This window comes from Pseudomonas sp. MPB23, from assembly GCF_046605395.1.
Taxonomy (GTDB): domain Bacteria; phylum Pseudomonadota; class Gammaproteobacteria; order Pseudomonadales; family Pseudomonadaceae; genus Aquipseudomonas.
Map to the genome: position 1 here is coordinate 5,734,430 of NZ_CP176771.1, position 15,726 is coordinate 5,750,155.

The window sequence follows — 15,726 nt, forward strand, 5'->3', positions numbered from 1 at the left end:
TTATTGCGTGCGATTCAAGGCACCGGTAGGAGCGAGCTTGCTCGCGAAGATCGTCAACGATAACGCGTACACCCAGGATGTATGGGGCGCTCTTGAGTTTTTCGCGAGCAAGCTCGCTCCGGCATGGGATGGGTCAGGCCAGGGCCTTGAGCAGTGCGTCGATGTCTTTCAATACGCTCGCCTCGCCTTTCTCGCCCCAATACAGGGCGATCATTTGCTCGTCGGCCTCGACTTTGTAGACGTTGGCCGGCAGCGTCGCAAAATGCGGCAACAACTTCTCGTCCACACACACTTCGCGCCACCGATTGACCCACACACCGGGTTCCATCTGCCAATAACTCCAAGTGGCCGGCGTACTGCCGCGCCGTGGCCGACAGTACTGCGCGCACGGGCTTGGCGGTTCCTGCTTGAGCCAGTGCGGCCATTCCTGGGGGGCCAGTTGCATGGCCAGGCCGATGCGGCGCGCCTCCATGCGCAGAGCCATGCGCCCGCTCTGATGGCGCGACGGGCGCAGCCATGCCAGAGGGCTCAGAACCACCACAAGGATTGACACCACTATCCAGACCGTCATATGTGTACTCCCGAATTTCTAGATGAGCGGATTTGACCTGATGCAAACCCTTCCGCTTGGAAAGCAGCCATACTGAATTTATTGCAGTCCCCTGGAGGTACGCCCCATGTCATACGAACATATTCTGGTCGCCGTAGACCTGACCGAAGAGTGCGATCCAGTGATCAAACGCGCCCGCGCCGTTGCCGTCGCTTGCGGTGCAAAACTGTCACTGGTGCATATCGTAGAGCCGATGGCCATGGCCTTTGGCGGCGACGTGCCTATGGACCTTTCCCAACTGCAGCAACAACAGTTTGACCAGGCCAAGGAGCGCCTTGAGCGCCTGATCCTCAAATACCCCGAAGTGACCAAGGAAAATTCCCACCTCACCTATGGCCAACCGCGCCAGGAAATCCATGACATTGCCAAGAAACACCATTGCGACCTGATCGTGGTCGGCAGCCACGGTCGCCACGGCCTCGCGCTGCTGCTGGGTTCCACTGCCAACGACGTGCTGCATGGCGCACCATGCGATGTGCTGGCGGTAAGACTGGTCAAAGACACCAGCAAGTAATACCGATATGAAAAGCCCGGCGCTCACTTACGTGAACGCCGGGCTTTTTATTGCGTGTGGATCAATCAGGCATCCAGCTCGGCCCAACGCTCCACCAATGCTTCCAGTTCCTGGTTCAGCGTTTCCAAGGAAGCGATGACCGCGGCGGTTTCCGCTGCCGGACGCAGGTAGAACCCCGCGTCAGCCATTTGCGCTTGGACCGCAGCGATCTGCTGCTCCTTGGCGTCGATCTCACCCGGCAAGGCTTCCAGCTCACGCTGCAGCTTGTAGCTGAGCTTCTTCTTGGCAGCCGGTGCCGCTTCCTGGACCGGTGCAGCGGCGGCTACAGGCGTCACCACCGCCGATGTGAGGTCGGCCTTGCCGGACTTGCTCTCGGTCACGCCCAACAGGCGCGGCGAACCGCCCTGGCGCAGCCAGTCCTGGTAACCGCCGACGTATTCGCGCACCTTGCCTTCACCTTCGAAGACCAGGGTGCTGGTGACCACGTTGTCGAGGAATGCCCGGTCGTGGCTGACCATCAGTACGGTACCGTTGAAGGTCAGCAGGACCTCTTCCAGCAGCTCGAGGGTTTCCACGTCGAGGTCGTTGGTTGGTTCGTCGAGCACCAGCAGGTTCGCGGGCTTGCTGAACAGTTTGGCCAGCAGCAAACGCGCACGCTCACCGCCGGACAAGGCTTTCACTGGCGTACGTGCACGCTGCGGGCTGAACAGGAAGTCGCCCAGGTAGCTGAGAACGTGGCGGCTCTGGCCGTCGATGTCGATAAAGTCGCGACCTTCGGCGACGTTGTCGATCACGGTTTTTTCCAGGTCCAACTGGTGACGCAACTGGTCGAAGTAGGCAACGTCGATGCGAGTGCCCTCTTCCACCGTGCCGCTGGTCGGCTTCAGACCGCTGAGCATCAGCTTGAGCAAGGTGGTCTTGCCGGTGCCGTTGGCGCCCAGCAGGCCGATACGGTCGCCGCGCTGCAGGACCATGGAGAAGTCCTTGATCAGGAACGGACCGTCCGGGTGATGGAAGCTGACGTTTTCCAGCACCATCACTTGCTTGCCGGATTTGTCGGCAGTATCCAGTTGGATATTGGCCTTGCCGGTCCGCTCACGACGCTCGCTGCGCTCGACGCGCAGGGCCTTGAGGGCACGTACGCGGCCTTCGTTACGGGTGCGGCGGGCCTTGATGCCCTGGCGGATCCAGACTTCTTCCTGGGCCAGTTTCTTGTCGAACAGCGCGTTGGCGGTTTCTTCGGCGGACAGTGCGGCCTCTTTGTGCACCAGGAAGCTGGCGTAGTCGCCGTTCCAGTCGATCAGGCCACCACGGTCCAGTTCGAGAATGCGCGTGGCCAGGTTCTGCAGGAAGGACCGGTCGTGCGTGATGAACAGCACGGCGCCCTGGAAATCCTTGAGGGCTTCTTCGAGCCAGGCGATGGCGCCGATGTCCAGGTGGTTGGTCGGTTCGTCGAGCAGCAGCAGGTCCGGCTCGGACACCAGTGCCTGGGCCAGCAGGACGCGACGACGCCAGCCGCCGGACAATTCGGCGAGGGTCTTGTCGGCCGGCAACTGCAGGCGGCTCAAGGTGCTGTCCACCAGTTGCTGCAAGCGCCAGCCGTCACGGGCTTCGAGGTCCTGCTGGACGTGCATCAGCTTGTCCAGGTCTTCTTCGGTGACGCAGTTCTGCGCCAGGTGATGGTATTGCGCAAGCAACTCACCGACGCCGTCCAGGCCTTCGGCAACCACGTCGAACACTGTCCGTCCGTCGGCCACCGGCAATTCCTGCGGCAATTCGCCGATCTTGAGGCCCGGAGCGCGCCAGACAGAGCCGTCATCGGGCTTCTGGTCGCCTTTCACCAGCTTCATCATGCTGGATTTACCGGTGCCGTTGCGGCCGATGATGCACACCCGCTCACCACGGGCGATCTGCCAGGACACCTTGTCCAACAACGGCATAGCGCCGAAAGCAAGGGACACATCGCTGAATTTGAGCAGGGTCATACGCTTCTCCAAAAACTGGGCGCGCATTCTACCTGACTTGAGGGTGGGATGCGGCCAGCATTTTCGCTGTCGAGACGTTCTGTAGGACATTTCCGGCGAACTTCAATGAACCGCCCAGCAAAGCTTTCACCGGCCGCTGGCAAAAGGCTAAGCTAGGGGCAATCAGTGTCGGCGGTGCCGGTGCTAGTCGTGATTTCTCTGCACGGACGTCTCATGCGCAGTCGCCTTTTCAACTTTTTATCTTGTCTGCTTCTTTCCGCCACCGCCGCTCAATCGGCCCTGGCTGTGGATATCACTACTCAACGTCAATATTACGATGAAGCCAAACGCGCCCTGGCCAGGGGCGATACCGGCCCTTACATGCAATACAGCCAGGCCCTGGCCGATTACCCGCTGACGCCTTATCTGGCGTACGACGAGTTGACCGCCCGCCTGAAGAGCGCCAGCAACGAGGAAATCGAACAGTTCCTCGCGAAAAACGGCGACCTGCCCCAAGCCAACTGGATGAAACTGCGTTGGTTGCGCTGGCTGGCCGACCGTGGCGACTGGCAGACCTTTGAAAAGTATTACGACCCCAAGCTCAATTTCGTCGAGCTCGATTGCCTGCATAGCCAATTCCAACTCACCCACAACCTCAAGGCCGACGGCTACAAGACCGCCGAGAAACTGTGGATGACCGGCAAATCCCAACCGGCAGCCTGTGACGCGACGTTCGCGCAGTGGGCCGCAGATGGCCAACTCACCGAACAGAAAATCTGGGACCGCGCCAAGCTCGCCGCCGAAGCCCGTAACTACGCGCTGGCCAACAGCCTGGTAAAAACCCTGCCGACCCTCGGCGCCCAAGGCCGCTTGATGGTGGACGTGGCGCAAAAGCCGGAGATGCTCAGCGACCCGTCACGCTTCCTGCCGGCTACCGAGGCGATGTCTGACGCCGTGGGCCTGGGCCTTCGTCGCCTGGCGCGCCAGGACCCGGACAAGGCCATGGCCATGCTCGATGGCTATGCCAGCAGCATGCACTTCTCCCGTGACGAAAAAGTGGCAATTGCCCGTGAGATCGGCCTGACCCTGGCCAAGCGCTTCGACCCACGCGCCCTTGAGGTGATGACCAAGTACGACCCGGAACTGCGCGACAACACCGTGTCCGAATGGCGCCTGCGCCTGCTGTTGCGCCTGGCCCGCTGGGAAGACGCCTACCAACTCACGCGCAAACTCCCACAAGACCTGGCCACCACCAACCGCTGGCGCTACTGGCAGGCCCGCAGCCTGGAACTGGCCGAGCCGCAAAACCCGCAAGCCCTGGTGCTGTACAAGAATCTGTCGCGGGAGCGGGATTTCTATGGCTTCCTCGCCGCCGACCGCTCCAAGGCGCCGTACCAGTTGATGAACAAGCCGCTGTTGATGAGCCAGGCACTGATCAACAAAGTGCGCAACACCCCCGGTGTGCGCCGCGCCCTGGAGTTCTATGCGCGAGGCCAGGTGGTGGATGGCCGCCGCGAGTGGTACCACGTCAGCCGTCACTTCAACCGCGACGAAATGGTCGCCCAGGCCAGGCTGGCCTATGACATGAAGTGGTACTTCCCGGCGATCCGTACCATCAGCCAGGCGCAGTACTGGGACGACCTCGACATCCGCTTCCCGATGGCCCACCGCGACACCCTGGTGCGCGAAGCCAAGGTGCGCGGCCTGCATTCGAGCTGGGTGTTCGCCATCACCCGCCAGGAAAGCGCGTTCATGGACGACGCCCGCTCCGGCGTCGGCGCCAGCGGCCTGATGCAACTGATGCCCGGCACCGCCAAGGACACCGCGCGCAAATTCAGCATCCCGCTGGCCTCCCCGGCCCAGGTACTCGACCCGGACAAAAACATCCAGCTCGGCGCCGCCTATCTGAGTCAAGTGCATAGCCAGTTCAACGGCAACCGCGTGCTCGCTTCCGCCGCCTACAACGCCGGCCCCGGCCGCGTGCGCCAGTGGCTGCGCGGTGCCGACCACCTGAGTTTCGACGTATGGGTGGAAAGCATCCCGTTCGACGAAACCCGCCAATACGTGCAGAACGTGCTGTCTTATTCAGTGATCTACGGGCAGAAGCTCAATTCGCCGCAGCCGCTGGTGGATTGGCATGAGCGGTATTTCGACGATCAATAAAGCCTGACGCACACATAAAAATGCCCGCATCGAAGGATGCGGGCATTTTTATGCGCGGCGATTTCAGTGCGCTACCTGTTCCTCCACGCCATCACTGAACTGCAACGCCGCCAACCGCGCATACAGCGGGTTGCTGGCGATCAACTGCTGATGCGTGCCCACCGCCACCAGCTTGCCCTGGTCCATCACCGCAATCCGATCGGCGTTCTTCACCGTTGCCAGGCGATGGGCGATGACCAGCGTGGTGCGGCCTTGCATCAACTGCGGCAGCGCCTGCTGGATCAGGTGTTCACTCTGGGCGTCGAGGGCGCTGGTGGCTTCGTCCAGCAGCAGGATCGGCGCGTCCACCAGCAACGCACGAGCAATGGCCAGGCGCTGCCGTTGGCCACCGGAGAGGCCCATACCGCCGTCGCCGAGGTGGGTCTGGTAGCCGTTGGGCATTTGCAGAATGAAGTCGTGGGCATGGGCGATGCGGGCGGCGGCTTCGACCTGTTCGCGGGTAGCGCTCGGGTTACCGTAGCGAATGTTCTCTTCGACGCTGCCGAAGAACAGCGCCGGGCTCTGGGACACCAGGGCGAAATGGCGGCGCAGGTCGAGGGGATCGAGTTCGGTCAGCGGGTGCCCTTCAAGCAGGATGCGACCTTGCTGAGGGTCGTAGAAGCGCAACAGCAGGTCGAAAATCGTCGACTTGCCTGCCCCGGACGGCCCCACCAGCGCCAGGGTTTCGCCGGGGTTGATGGTCAGGCTCAAACCGTCGATGGCGTAACTGTCTGGCCGTGAGGGGTAGGAAAAGTGCAGGTCTTGCAGCTCCATGCGGCCGCTGACGCGCTCGGGCAACGTCACGGCGCCCGTGGTCGGCGCCTGGATTTCGTTGTTCGACTGCAACAATTCGCCGATCCGCTCCGCCGCACCGGCAGCGCGTTGCAGTTCGCCGAGCACTTCGCTCAGGGTGCCGACGGCGCTGCCAACGATCAGGCTGTAGAACACGAACGCGGCCAGTTCGCCGCCGGAAATACGCCCACTGATCACGTCCATGCCGCCGACCCACAGCATCACCCCTACAGCGCCGAGCACCAGCATGATCACCAGGGTAATCAGCCAGGCGCGCTGGGCGATGCGCTTGCGTGCAGTGGTAAACGCCTGCTCCACGGTCACGGCGAAGCGTTGTTCGTCCTGCACCTGATGGTTGTAGGCCTGCACGGTCTTGATCTGGCCGAGGGTCTCGGACACGTAGCTGCCGACATCGGCGATACGGTCCTGGCTCAAGCGCGACAGGCTGCGTACGCGCCGGCCGAAAATCAGGATCGGCGCCAGCACCAGCGGCAGCGCGATCACCACGATGCTGGTGAGCTTGGGGTTGGTGATGAACAGCAGCACGATACCGCCGATGACCATCAGCGCATTGCGCAGGAATAGCGACAGCGACGAGCCGATCACCGATTGCAACAAGGTGGTGTCGGTGGTCAGCCGCGATTGGATTTCCGAGCTGCGATTGTTTTCATAGAAGCCCGGATGCAGATAGATCAGGTGGTTGAACACCTGCCGACGAATATCGGCCACCACCCGCTCGCCGATCCACGACACCAGGTAGAAACGCGCAAACGTGCCCACTGCCAGGCCCAGCACCAGCACCATGAACAGGCCGATGGACTGGTTGAGCAGATGGGGTGACTGGGTCATGAAGCCCTGGTCCACCAACAGGCGAATGCCCTGCCCCATGGACAAGGTGATGCCGGCGGTGACGATCAGCGCCAACAGGGCGCCCAGCGCCTGCCAGCGGTAGGGCGCGATAAAGCGGCTGGCCAGGCGAATGGCGCGGCGTTGTCGGACTGAGAACATGGAGGGCATCACCAAAAAGGAGAGAGAGGTACCTGCCTTCTTACATTGGGGGAACTTGGGCAAATAACAATGAGTCAGGTTAATTATGCCCGCCGATGCCGGCCCCTAGAGGCTATCGTTCTAACGCCCGACTGGAAATTCCTGTGGGTTTCTGGTGGACTGAGGGCTCGAACCGCTGAACGTGCAAGGAGTTGTAACAGTGCGGTCACGCGGGGGTTTTAGAGTAGGTACAAACCTGATGAGGAGACAGGCCATGACCTTGCAAAATAGCAGCGATGCCAAAATTGAAGTGATTCGCCAACCGCAGCCATTGCCTTGCTCATACATCGACGCAAACGGCTGTGAAGTGCAGATTACCGAAGAGATGATCCAGCAAGCGTGCAGCGAGTTGGAACAGCGACTGGTCAAGCCTGCGCAGCAAGGCTGAAGCGCCCACGCTCTTTCAGAACCGGCCTTGATGGCCGGTTTTTTTCTGTAGGCGCGGGCTTGCCAGCGATGGTCGTCAACGATGACGCGAGTCGCCAGAATGAACGCGGCGCCTAAAGATTTTTCGCTGGCAAGCCGGCTCCTATAGCAATTCGGCGCCCAGGGCTGAGACGATTGCTGAAATCGCGGCGGACTCGCCATTAATGCGCACCTTCAAGCCATCGATTTCACGACGCTCCGGGTAATGCTTGCGCAGCAGGTCGAACGCCTTGCGTTGCTCTTGCACGGTTCCCACGAGGCTGCGACGGAAATCCGCATCATCCCGGCGCGGGTCGTACACGCTGCGGCATAACGTCGCCAGCGCCCAGGCCGGGTCGGTCGATGCATTCAAGTGCACTTCGGCAAGCCACGGCGGCGGCAGCAAGTCGCTCAGTCGAATGCTCGGCTCCTGCCCCAGATACCCACAGAACGCCTGGTAAATCTGCGCCGTGCCGCGCTGTTTGCCGTCCAGGCTGTAACCGGCGATATGCGGCGTCGCCAGCACGCACAAATCAGCCAGGTCGACATCCACTTCCGGCTCGCCTTCCCATACATCCAACACGGCTTGCAGGTCTTCACGCGCCAGCAACACGTCGCGCAAGGCCGCGTTATCCACCACCGGGCCGCGGCTGGCGTTGATCAGCCAGGTGCCGGGCTTGAGGCGGTTGAGGCGCTCGCGGTCGAACAAGTGCCAGGTCGAACCGTTGCCGGACTTGGTCAACGGCGTGTGCAGGCTGATCACATCGCATTGCTCGATGATCTGCGCCAGGCTGACGTAATCACCGTCTTCGGCGATCTGCCGTGGCGGGTCGCACACCAGCACGTTCCAGCCCAGTCCCTTGAGCACCTTGACCAGCCGGCCGCCCACTTCACCGGCACCGACAACGCCATAGGTACGCGCACCGAGGTCGGCGCCTTCGATTTCGGCCAGGGTCTGCAGGCTGCCCAGTACGTAGTCCACCACGCCCCGTGCGTTACAGCCGGGGGCGCTGGACCACTGGATGCCGGCCTGTTTGAAGTAGTCCAGGTCCAGGTGATCGGTGCCGATGGTGCAGGTGCCGACAAAGCGCACCTTCGTCCCCGTGAGCAGCGCACGGTTGACGTTGGTGACTGAGCGCACCAGCAGCACATCGGCCTGCTCGACCGTGGCGCGGTCGATGGAACGGCCGGGTACCCGGCGAATTTCGCCAAATCCTTGGAAGAATGCATCGAGCAGCGGGATATTTTCGTCGGCAACAATCAGCATGGCAGGCTCCTTTGGCGGACCCGCAGTGTACAGGGATCGCGACGCACGCTTACAAATCGCTAACACAGGTTTTTTCCTGACCGTTATGTCAAGGCGTAGAATCCGCCGTCCTTGCGTTTCGCTTTACTGGACATCTGTACGTGAACACTGCCACCACCCCCCTCACCCGCCCCGCACGCGTCAGCCGTGAAGTGCGCAACCTGATGACCCTCGCCCTGCCGATCATGATCGGCCAACTGGCAACCACGGCGATGAGCTTTGTCGATGCGGTGATGGCCGGGCGCGTCAGTCCTCAGGACCTGGCGGCGGTGGGCCTGGGCAATTCGATCTGGATTCCGGTGTACCTGCTGATGACTGGCACCTTGCTGGCCACCACGCCGAAAGTCGCCCAGCGCTACGGTGCAGGCCAGTACCGCGAGATCGGCCCGCTGGTGCGCCAGTCCTTGTGGCTGGCGGTGGTGGTCGGCATCGCCGGGGCATTGCTGCTGCTCTGCGCCGAACCGATCCTGCACGCCATGAACGTCGAGCCGGACCTGATCGAACCGTCCATGGGCTACCTGCATGGCATTGCCGCCGGCATGCCGGCCGTTGCGCTGTATTACGTGCTGCGCTGTTTCAGCGATGGCCTGGGTCGCACGCGGCCGAGCATGGTGATGGGCCTGTGCGGGCTGGCGCTGAATATTCCGCTGAACTACATCTTCATCTACGGCCACCTCGGTGTGCCGGCCATGGGCGGCGTGGGCTGCGGCTGGGCCACGGCCATCGCGATGTGGGTGATGATGCTCGGCCTGGCCGGCTGGACACGCTGGGGCCCGGCGTATCAGAGCAGCGAACTGTTCAAGCGTTTCGACTGGCCGCAGTGGTCGGTGATTAAACGCATATTGGCGATTGGCCTGCCGATCGGCATCGCGATCTTTGCCGAGTCGAGCATCTTTGCCGTGATCGCCCTGCTGCTCGGCGGCCTGGGCGCCATGGTGGTGTCCGGCCATCAGATCGCGCTGAACGTCAGTTCCCTGGTGTTCATGATCCCCTACTCCCTGAGCATGGCCGTCACCGTGCGCGTCGGCCAGGCCCTGGGGCGTGGCGAGCCGCGTGAAGCACGCTTCGCCGCCGGGGTCGGCATGGGCACGGCACTGGCCTATGCCTGCCTGTCCTGCAGCCTGATGTTGGTGTTTCGCGAGCAGATTGCAGCGATCTACACCCCGGACCCGATCGTCATCCACCTGGCGTCGACGCTGATTGTGTTCTCCGCGCTGTTCCAGTTCTCCGATTCGATCCAAGTCACCGCCGCCGGTGCGTTGCGCGGCTATCAGGACACCCGGGTCACCATGGTGCTGACGCTGTTCGCCTATTGGGGCGTGGGGTTGCCGGTGGGTTATGCCCTGGGGCTGACCGACTGGCTCGGCGAACCCAGCGGCCCGAGCGGGTTGTGGCAAGGGCTGATCGTGGGCCTGAGCTGTGCGGCGGGGATGTTGCTGGTGCGCCTGGCGCGCAGTGCACGCCGGCGCATTCGCCAACGGTAGGCGCGTCAGTCGGCTTTTTTGCGGATCCAGTACAGATAGGTGCCGGCCTGCTCCTGCTGACCCACCAGTTCGTGGTCCAGGAACACGCAGAACTTGGGGATATCGCGGCGCGTCGACGGGTCGGTCGCGATGACCTTGAGCAAGCCGCCAGGCGGCAGGTCGCGGATGTGCTGGTGCAGCATCATCACCGGCTCCGGGCAGTTGAGGCCCGTGGCGTCGAGGATGCCGTCGACGGCGGTGTCGGTCATATCGCTCATTGATTACTCCTGAAGCAGGCGCGCAGTTTAACGGGCCTTGGTTTTCTTCACATCCACCAGCCGACGCAGGTGGCAGGTCACTTCTTCACGGTCGTGGTACAGCTGCTTGCAACCGATCTCCACCCGGATCCCACGCGCCTTGAAACCGTCCTCGATACGCTCCAGCAAGCGCTTGACCTCGGCGAAGCGCTGCTTCATCGGCAACTTCAGGTTCACCACCGCTTCACGGCAATAACCCTCGCCGATCCAGGTTTCCAACAGCGCCGCGTTGCGCGCGGGTTTCTCGACGATGTCGCACACCATCCAGTCCACCGGCTGCTTGGGCACGAAAGTGAAGCCGTCGGCCATCAGGTGTTGGACCAGGCCGGTGTCCATCAGGCTTTCGGCCATGGGGCCGTTGTCGATGGCGGTCACCAGCATGCCGCGGTTGACCAGTTGCCAGGTCCAGCCGCCGGGGGCGGCGCCCAGGTCGACGCCGGTCATGTCGCCGTGCAGGCGTTCGTCCCACTGATCGCGGGGGATGAAGTGGTGCCAGGCCTCTTCCAGCTTCAGGGTCGAGCGGCTGGGCGCGTCGCGGGGGAATTTCAGGCGCGGGATGCCCATCGGCCACATCGCCGAGTTATTCGACTCGGCCAGGCCCATGAACACTTCACGGCCGCTCTTGAAGGTCAGCAGCAGGCGCGGCTTGCTCGGGTCGTCCACCAGCTTGCCGGCGTTGAGCAGGGCTTTGCGCAAGTGCACTTCGAATTTCTTGCAGAAGTTCGACAGCTCCTTGCCGTCGTTGGTGTCGACCATCTCCAGCCACAGGCTGCCGCACACCGGAAAACCTTGCAGGTGCTTAAGGATCACGCTGATGCGGTCGGTTTCCGGCAAGTCGATGAACACCCCGCGCGCCCACTGCCTGGGGAAGATCAGCTCGGCAAAACGCTGGCCGTGCATCAGGCGCTGGGCGCCGTCTTCCTCGGTGCAGACAAATTCGGCGCAGGCGCTGCCGGTCTTGGCCTTGGCGTAGCCGGAAACGTTCAGGCGCGCGGCGTGTTCCGCGATCTCGGAACAGACTTCGCCTTCAAAACCCGGGCGGCAGTGCATAAAAAGGGTGTTCATCGATTCTCCTGGCGACGCAACGGACTTGCGGTATCGCAATGTCTGTCATGAAAACGCGCGCATGATAGCTGACTTCGGAACCTTGGATCTGTCCATAGAGTCCAGTAATTAGCCAGCTACTGAAAACAGCGCTAGTTTGATAGCTCTGTTCGTCCCGTCAGGTCCGTAGCCGTGCGGACCAAAAGGAGTCATGTAAATGTCATCCCTTGATAGCCTGAGAACCCTTAAAACCCTGCAAGTCGACGACAAGACTTATCACTATTTCAGCCTGCCCGAAGCCGCCAAACGCCTGGGTGACCTGGACACGCTGCCGATGTCCCTCAAGGTGCTACTGGAAAACCTGCTGCGCTGGGAAGACGACAAGACCGTCACCGGCGCCGACCTCAAGGCCATCGCCGCCTGGCTCAAAGAGCGCCGCTCCGACCGCGAGATCCAATACCGCCCCGCCCGCGTGCTGATGCAGGACTTTACCGGCGTGCCGGCCGTGGTCGACCTCGCCGCCATGCGCGCCGCCGTGGCCAAGGCCGGTGGCGACCCGCAGCGTATCAACCCGCTGTCGCCGGTAGACCTGGTCATCGACCACTCGGTGATGGTCGACAAGTTCGGCACCACCGGCGCGTTCAAGCAAAACGTCGACATCGAAATGCAGCGCAACGGCGAACGCTACGCCTTCCTGCGCTGGGGCCAGAGCGCCTTCGACAACTTCAGCGTGGTACCGCCGGGCACCGGCATTTGCCATCAGGTCAACCTCGAATACCTTGGCCGCACCGTGTGGACCAAGGACGAAGACGGCCGCACCTATGCGTTCCCCGACACCCTGGTGGGCACCGACTCCCACACCACCATGATCAACGGCCTGGGCGTGCTCGGCTGGGGCGTGGGCGGGATCGAAGCGGAAGCGGCGATGCTCGGCCAGCCGGTGTCGATGCTGATTCCGGAAGTGATCGGCTTCAAGCTCACCGGTAAGTTGAAAGAAGGCATCACCGCCACCGACCTGGTGCTGACTGTCACCCAAATGCTGCGCAAGAAAGGTGTGGTCGGCAAATTCGTCGAGTTCTACGGCGACGGCCTGGCCGACCTGCCCCTGGCGGACCGCGCCACCATCGCCAACATGGCCCCGGAATACGGCGCCACCTGCGGCTTTTTCCCGGTGGATGAGGTGACGCTGGACTACCTGCGCCTGTCAGGCCGACCAGCCGCGACGGTGAAACTGGTCGAGGCCTACACCAAGGCCCAGGGCCTGTGGCGCAATGCGGGTCAAGAGCCGGTGTTCACCGACAGCCTGGCCCTGGACATGGGGAGCGTCGAAGCCAGCCTCGCCGGCCCCAAACGCCCGCAGGACCGTGTGTCGCTGCCGAACGTCAGCCAGGCGTTCAGTGACTTCCTCGACCTGCAATTCAAACCGACCAACAAGGAAGAAGGTCGCCTGGAAAGCGAAGGCGGCGGCGGTGTGGCCGTGGGCAATGCCGATCTGGTGGGCGAAACCGACTACGAGTACGACGGCCAGACCTATCGCCTGAAAAACGGCGCCGTGGTGATCGCTGCGATCACCTCCTGCACCAACACCTCCAACCCCAGCGTGATGATGGCCGCCGGGCTGGTGGCGAAAAAAGCCGTGGAAAAAGGCCTGACCCGCAAACCCTGGGTCAAGACCTCCCTAGCGCCCGGCTCCAAAGTGGTCACCGACTACTACAAGGCCGCCGGCCTCACCCAGTACCTGGACAAGCTCGGCTTCGACCTGGTGGGCTATGGCTGCACCACCTGCATCGGCAACTCCGGCCCGTTGCCCGAGCCGATCGAGAAAGCCATCCAGAAGGCCGACCTCGCCGTCGCCTCGGTGCTGTCCGGCAACCGTAACTTCGAGGGCCGGGTGCACCCGCTGGTGAAAACCAACTGGCTGGCCTCGCCGCCGCTGGTGGTGGCGTATGCGTTGGCCGGTACGGTGCGCATCGACATCAGCCGCGAACCGCTGGGCAACGATCAACACGGCAATCCGGTTTACCTCAAGGACATCTGGCCAAGCAGCCAGGAGATTGCCGACGCGGTCGCCCAGGTCAGCACCGGCATGTTCCACAAGGAATACGCCGAGGTGTTTGCCGGCGACGCGCAGTGGCAAGCCATTGAAGTGCCGCAGGCCGCGACCTATGTGTGGCAGAAGGACTCCACCTACATCCAGCACCCGCCGTTCTTCGACGACATTGCCGGTCCGCTGCCGGTGATCAAAGACATCAACGGCGCCAACGTCCTGGCTTTGCTGGGCGATTCGGTGACCACCGACCACATCTCCCCCGCCGGCAACATCAAGGCCGACAGCCCCGCCGGTCGCTACCTGCGCGAACAAGGCGTGGAGCCGCGCGACTTCAACTCCTACGGTTCACGCCGGGGCAACCATGAAGTGATGATGCGCGGCACCTTCGCCAATATCCGTATCCGCAATGAAATGCTCGGCGGCGAAGAAGGCGGCAATACGCTGTACATCCCCACCGGCGAGAAAATGCCGATCTACGACGCCGCGATGCAATACCAGGCCTCGGGCACCCCGCTGGTGGTGATCGCCGGCCAGGAATATGGCACCGGGTCAAGCCGCGACTGGGCCGCCAAGGGCACCAACCTGCTGGGGGTCAAGGCGGTGATCGCCGAAAGCTTCGAGCGGATCCACCGTTCCAACCTGGTGGGCATGGGCGTGCTGCCGTTGCAGTTCAAGCTGGATCAGAACCGCAAGGCGCTCAAGCTCACCGGCAAGGAGAAGATCGACATCCTCGGTTTGACCGCGGTGGAGATCGTGCCGCGCATGAACCTGACCCTGGTGATTACCCGCGAGGATGGCAGCCGCGAGAAGGTCGACGTGCTGTGCCGGATCGACACCCTCAATGAAGTGGAATACTTCAAGGCCGGGGGCATCCTGCACTATGTGCTGCGCCAGTTGATCGCCTCTTAGGCGACGCTGTAAATCAAATGTGGGAGGGGGCTTGCTCCCACATTTTTGACCGAAGATCAGCCGAAGAGCCACTTCCACAACAGCACCACCACCACCACCGCCAACACCGGCCGCGCAACGCGGTAGGCCTTGGGATGCTTGCGCTTCCACTGTTTGACCACACTGCTGATCTTGTCGCTGAACGACTTGCTCCAGGCATAGGCCTGGTTGATGCCGCCAACGCGTTCGTCATCGAGGTTCTGCGGCGCGGTGGCGTGGCCCAGTTGCGCGCTGACCCAGCGGTTGATGCGAGTCATCAGCGGGCTGCTCAGCGGACGCTCGATGTCGCAGAACAGGATCACGCGGGTCTTTTCCGTCTCGTTCTTCACCCAGTGCACGTAGGTTTCGTCGAACATCACGTCTTCACCATCGCGCCAGGCGTATTCCTGGCCATCGACGAAGATGCGGCAGGCGTCGGAGTTCGGCGTGGACAGGCCCAGGTGGTAACGCAGGGAACCGGCAAACGGGTCGCGGTGCGGGTTGAGATGGCTGCCGCCCGGCAACAGCGCGAACATCGCGCCCTTGACGTTGGGAATGCTGCTCACCAGCTCTACGGTCCTGGGACACAGCGCTGCCGCCGACGGCAGCGGTTTGTCGTACCACTTGAGGTAGAAACGCTTCCAGCCCTTCTTGAAGAACGAACCGAAGCCGGCGTCGTTGTTCTTCTCGGCGGCGCGGATATAACCCTCGTCGAACAGGTGCATGGCCTCTTCGCGGATCACTTCCCAGTTGTCCTTGAGCACATCCAGTTCCGGGAACTTGCTGCGGTCCAGGTAAGGCTTGGACGGCACGGCGGAGAACAGGTACATCAAGGCGTTATACGGGGCGAACAGCGCCGAATGGTTAACGAACTGGCGCAACATCGGCAAACGGGCCTTGCCGCGCAGGTGCACGTACAGCGTGCTGCCGATAAACACCAGCAACACCGACAGTTTGGCGGCCAAAGAAAAGGTCATGCAGCAACTCCTGGAAATAAGCGCCCGGCCAACAGACGCCCGGCAACGGGAGACCGGACGTAGCAGCCGGGCATGATAAACAGTTGGGCCATTATGCAGAAGGCCCCG

The 15,726-nt window shown here is 62.3% G+C and carries 12 protein-coding genes; 5 read left to right on the forward strand and 7 right to left on the reverse strand.

What is annotated here, in order from left to right; all coding sequences use genetic code 11:
* Positions 1-133: 133 nt before the first annotated feature.
* A complete protein-coding gene (locus ACLH0J_RS25980) occupies positions 134-571 on the reverse strand; it encodes a hypothetical protein (protein WP_411389652.1) in 438 nt (145 codons plus the stop codon).
* 106 nt (positions 572-677) lie between these two features.
* On the opposite strand from ACLH0J_RS25980, the gene ACLH0J_RS25985 reads away from it, so the two are divergent.
* Entirely contained in the window at positions 678-1,124 is a 447-nt protein-coding gene (locus tag ACLH0J_RS25985) for a universal stress protein (protein WP_411389653.1), read from the forward strand.
* Between the two features lie 65 nt (positions 1,125-1,189).
* On the opposite strand, the gene ACLH0J_RS25990 is transcribed toward ACLH0J_RS25985, so the two are convergent.
* Positions 1,190-3,109: an ATP-binding cassette domain-containing protein gene (locus ACLH0J_RS25990; protein ID WP_411389654.1), complete on the reverse strand. Its 1,920-nt coding sequence runs from the start codon at positions 3,107-3,109 to the stop codon at positions 1,190-1,192.
* Between the two features lie 213 nt (positions 3,110-3,322).
* Here ACLH0J_RS25990 and ACLH0J_RS25995 point away from each other — a divergent pair, with 213 nt between their 5' ends.
* Positions 3,323-5,251 (forward strand): transglycosylase SLT domain-containing protein, encoded by a 1,929-nt coding sequence (locus tag ACLH0J_RS25995; RefSeq protein ID WP_411389655.1) that lies wholly within the window; start codon positions 3,323-3,325, stop codon positions 5,249-5,251.
* A 63-nt stretch (positions 5,252-5,314) separates the two neighbouring features.
* Here the strand turns inward: ACLH0J_RS25995 and ACLH0J_RS26000 are convergent, their stop codons facing one another.
* Complete coding sequence (locus ACLH0J_RS26000; RefSeq protein ID WP_411392892.1) at positions 5,315-7,099, reverse strand: ABC transporter transmembrane domain-containing protein; 1,785 nt, start codon at positions 7,097-7,099, stop codon at positions 5,315-5,317.
* Between the two features lie 244 nt (positions 7,100-7,343).
* On the opposite strand from ACLH0J_RS26000, the gene ACLH0J_RS26005 reads away from it, so the two are divergent.
* Positions 7,344-7,517, forward strand: a complete 174-nt coding sequence (locus tag ACLH0J_RS26005; protein WP_411389656.1) for a PA1571 family protein — start codon at positions 7,344-7,346, stop codon at positions 7,515-7,517.
* Positions 7,518-7,658: 141 nt separating this feature from the next.
* Here the strand turns inward: ACLH0J_RS26005 and pdxB are convergent, their stop codons facing one another.
* Positions 7,659-8,801, reverse strand: coding sequence for a 4-phosphoerythronate dehydrogenase PdxB (gene pdxB / locus ACLH0J_RS26010; protein ID WP_411389657.1), 1,143 nt, complete (start codon positions 8,799-8,801; stop codon positions 7,659-7,661).
* Positions 8,802-8,941: 140 nt separating this feature from the next.
* On the opposite strand from pdxB, the gene ACLH0J_RS26015 reads away from it, so the two are divergent.
* Positions 8,942-10,324 (forward strand): MATE family efflux transporter, encoded by a 1,383-nt coding sequence (locus ACLH0J_RS26015; protein ID WP_411389658.1) that lies wholly within the window; start codon positions 8,942-8,944, stop codon positions 10,322-10,324.
* Positions 10,325-10,329: 5 nt separating this feature from the next.
* On the opposite strand, the gene tusA is transcribed toward ACLH0J_RS26015, so the two are convergent.
* The gene (gene tusA / locus ACLH0J_RS26020; protein ID WP_411389659.1) at positions 10,330-10,581 is read right to left on the reverse strand and encodes a sulfurtransferase TusA; all 252 of its coding nucleotides are present in this window, start codon (positions 10,579-10,581) and stop codon (positions 10,330-10,332) included.
* 27 nt (positions 10,582-10,608) lie between these two features.
* Positions 10,609-11,685, reverse strand: a complete 1,077-nt coding sequence (gene rlmM / locus ACLH0J_RS26025; protein WP_411389660.1) for a 23S rRNA (cytidine(2498)-2'-O)-methyltransferase RlmM — start codon at positions 11,683-11,685, stop codon at positions 10,609-10,611.
* Positions 11,686-11,881: 196 nt separating this feature from the next.
* Between rlmM and acnA the strand changes: the two genes are divergently transcribed.
* On the forward strand, positions 11,882-14,623 hold the full coding sequence (gene acnA, locus ACLH0J_RS26030; protein WP_411389661.1) for an aconitate hydratase AcnA: 2,742 nt from the start codon (positions 11,882-11,884) through the stop codon (positions 14,621-14,623).
* A gap of 56 nt (positions 14,624-14,679) precedes the next feature.
* On the opposite strand, the gene ACLH0J_RS26035 is transcribed toward acnA, so the two are convergent.
* Positions 14,680-15,618, reverse strand: coding sequence for an aspartyl/asparaginyl beta-hydroxylase domain-containing protein (locus ACLH0J_RS26035; RefSeq protein WP_411389662.1), 939 nt, complete (start codon positions 15,616-15,618; stop codon positions 14,680-14,682).
* Between the last annotated feature and the right edge of the window lie 108 nt (positions 15,619-15,726).

Coding starts and splice junctions, on each gene's coding strand:
- ACLH0J_RS25980 (WP_411389652.1), bottom strand. CDS start 571: ATGACGGTCTGGATAGTGGTGTCAATCCTTGTGGTGGTTCTGAGCCCT.
- ACLH0J_RS25985 (WP_411389653.1), top strand. CDS start 678: ATGTCATACGAACATATTCTGGTCGCCGTAGACCTGACCGAAGAGTGC.
- ACLH0J_RS25990 (WP_411389654.1), bottom strand. CDS start 3,109: ATGACCCTGCTCAAATTCAGCGATGTGTCCCTTGCTTTCGGCGCTATG.
- ACLH0J_RS25995 (WP_411389655.1), top strand. CDS start 3,323: ATGCGCAGTCGCCTTTTCAACTTTTTATCTTGTCTGCTTCTTTCCGCC.
- ACLH0J_RS26000 (WP_411392892.1), bottom strand. CDS start 7,099: ATGCCCTCCATGTTCTCAGTCCGACAACGCCGCGCCATTCGCCTGGCC.
- ACLH0J_RS26005 (WP_411389656.1), top strand. CDS start 7,344: ATGACCTTGCAAAATAGCAGCGATGCCAAAATTGAAGTGATTCGCCAA.
- pdxB (WP_411389657.1), bottom strand. CDS start 8,801: ATGCTGATTGTTGCCGACGAAAATATCCCGCTGCTCGATGCATTCTTC.
- tusA (WP_411389659.1), bottom strand. CDS start 10,581: ATGAGCGATATGACCGACACCGCCGTCGACGGCATCCTCGACGCCACG.
- rlmM (WP_411389660.1), bottom strand. CDS start 11,685: ATGAACACCCTTTTTATGCACTGCCGCCCGGGTTTTGAAGGCGAAGTC.
- acnA (WP_411389661.1), top strand. CDS start 11,882: ATGTCATCCCTTGATAGCCTGAGAACCCTTAAAACCCTGCAAGTCGAC.
- ACLH0J_RS26035 (WP_411389662.1), bottom strand. CDS start 15,618: ATGACCTTTTCTTTGGCCGCCAAACTGTCGGTGTTGCTGGTGTTTATC.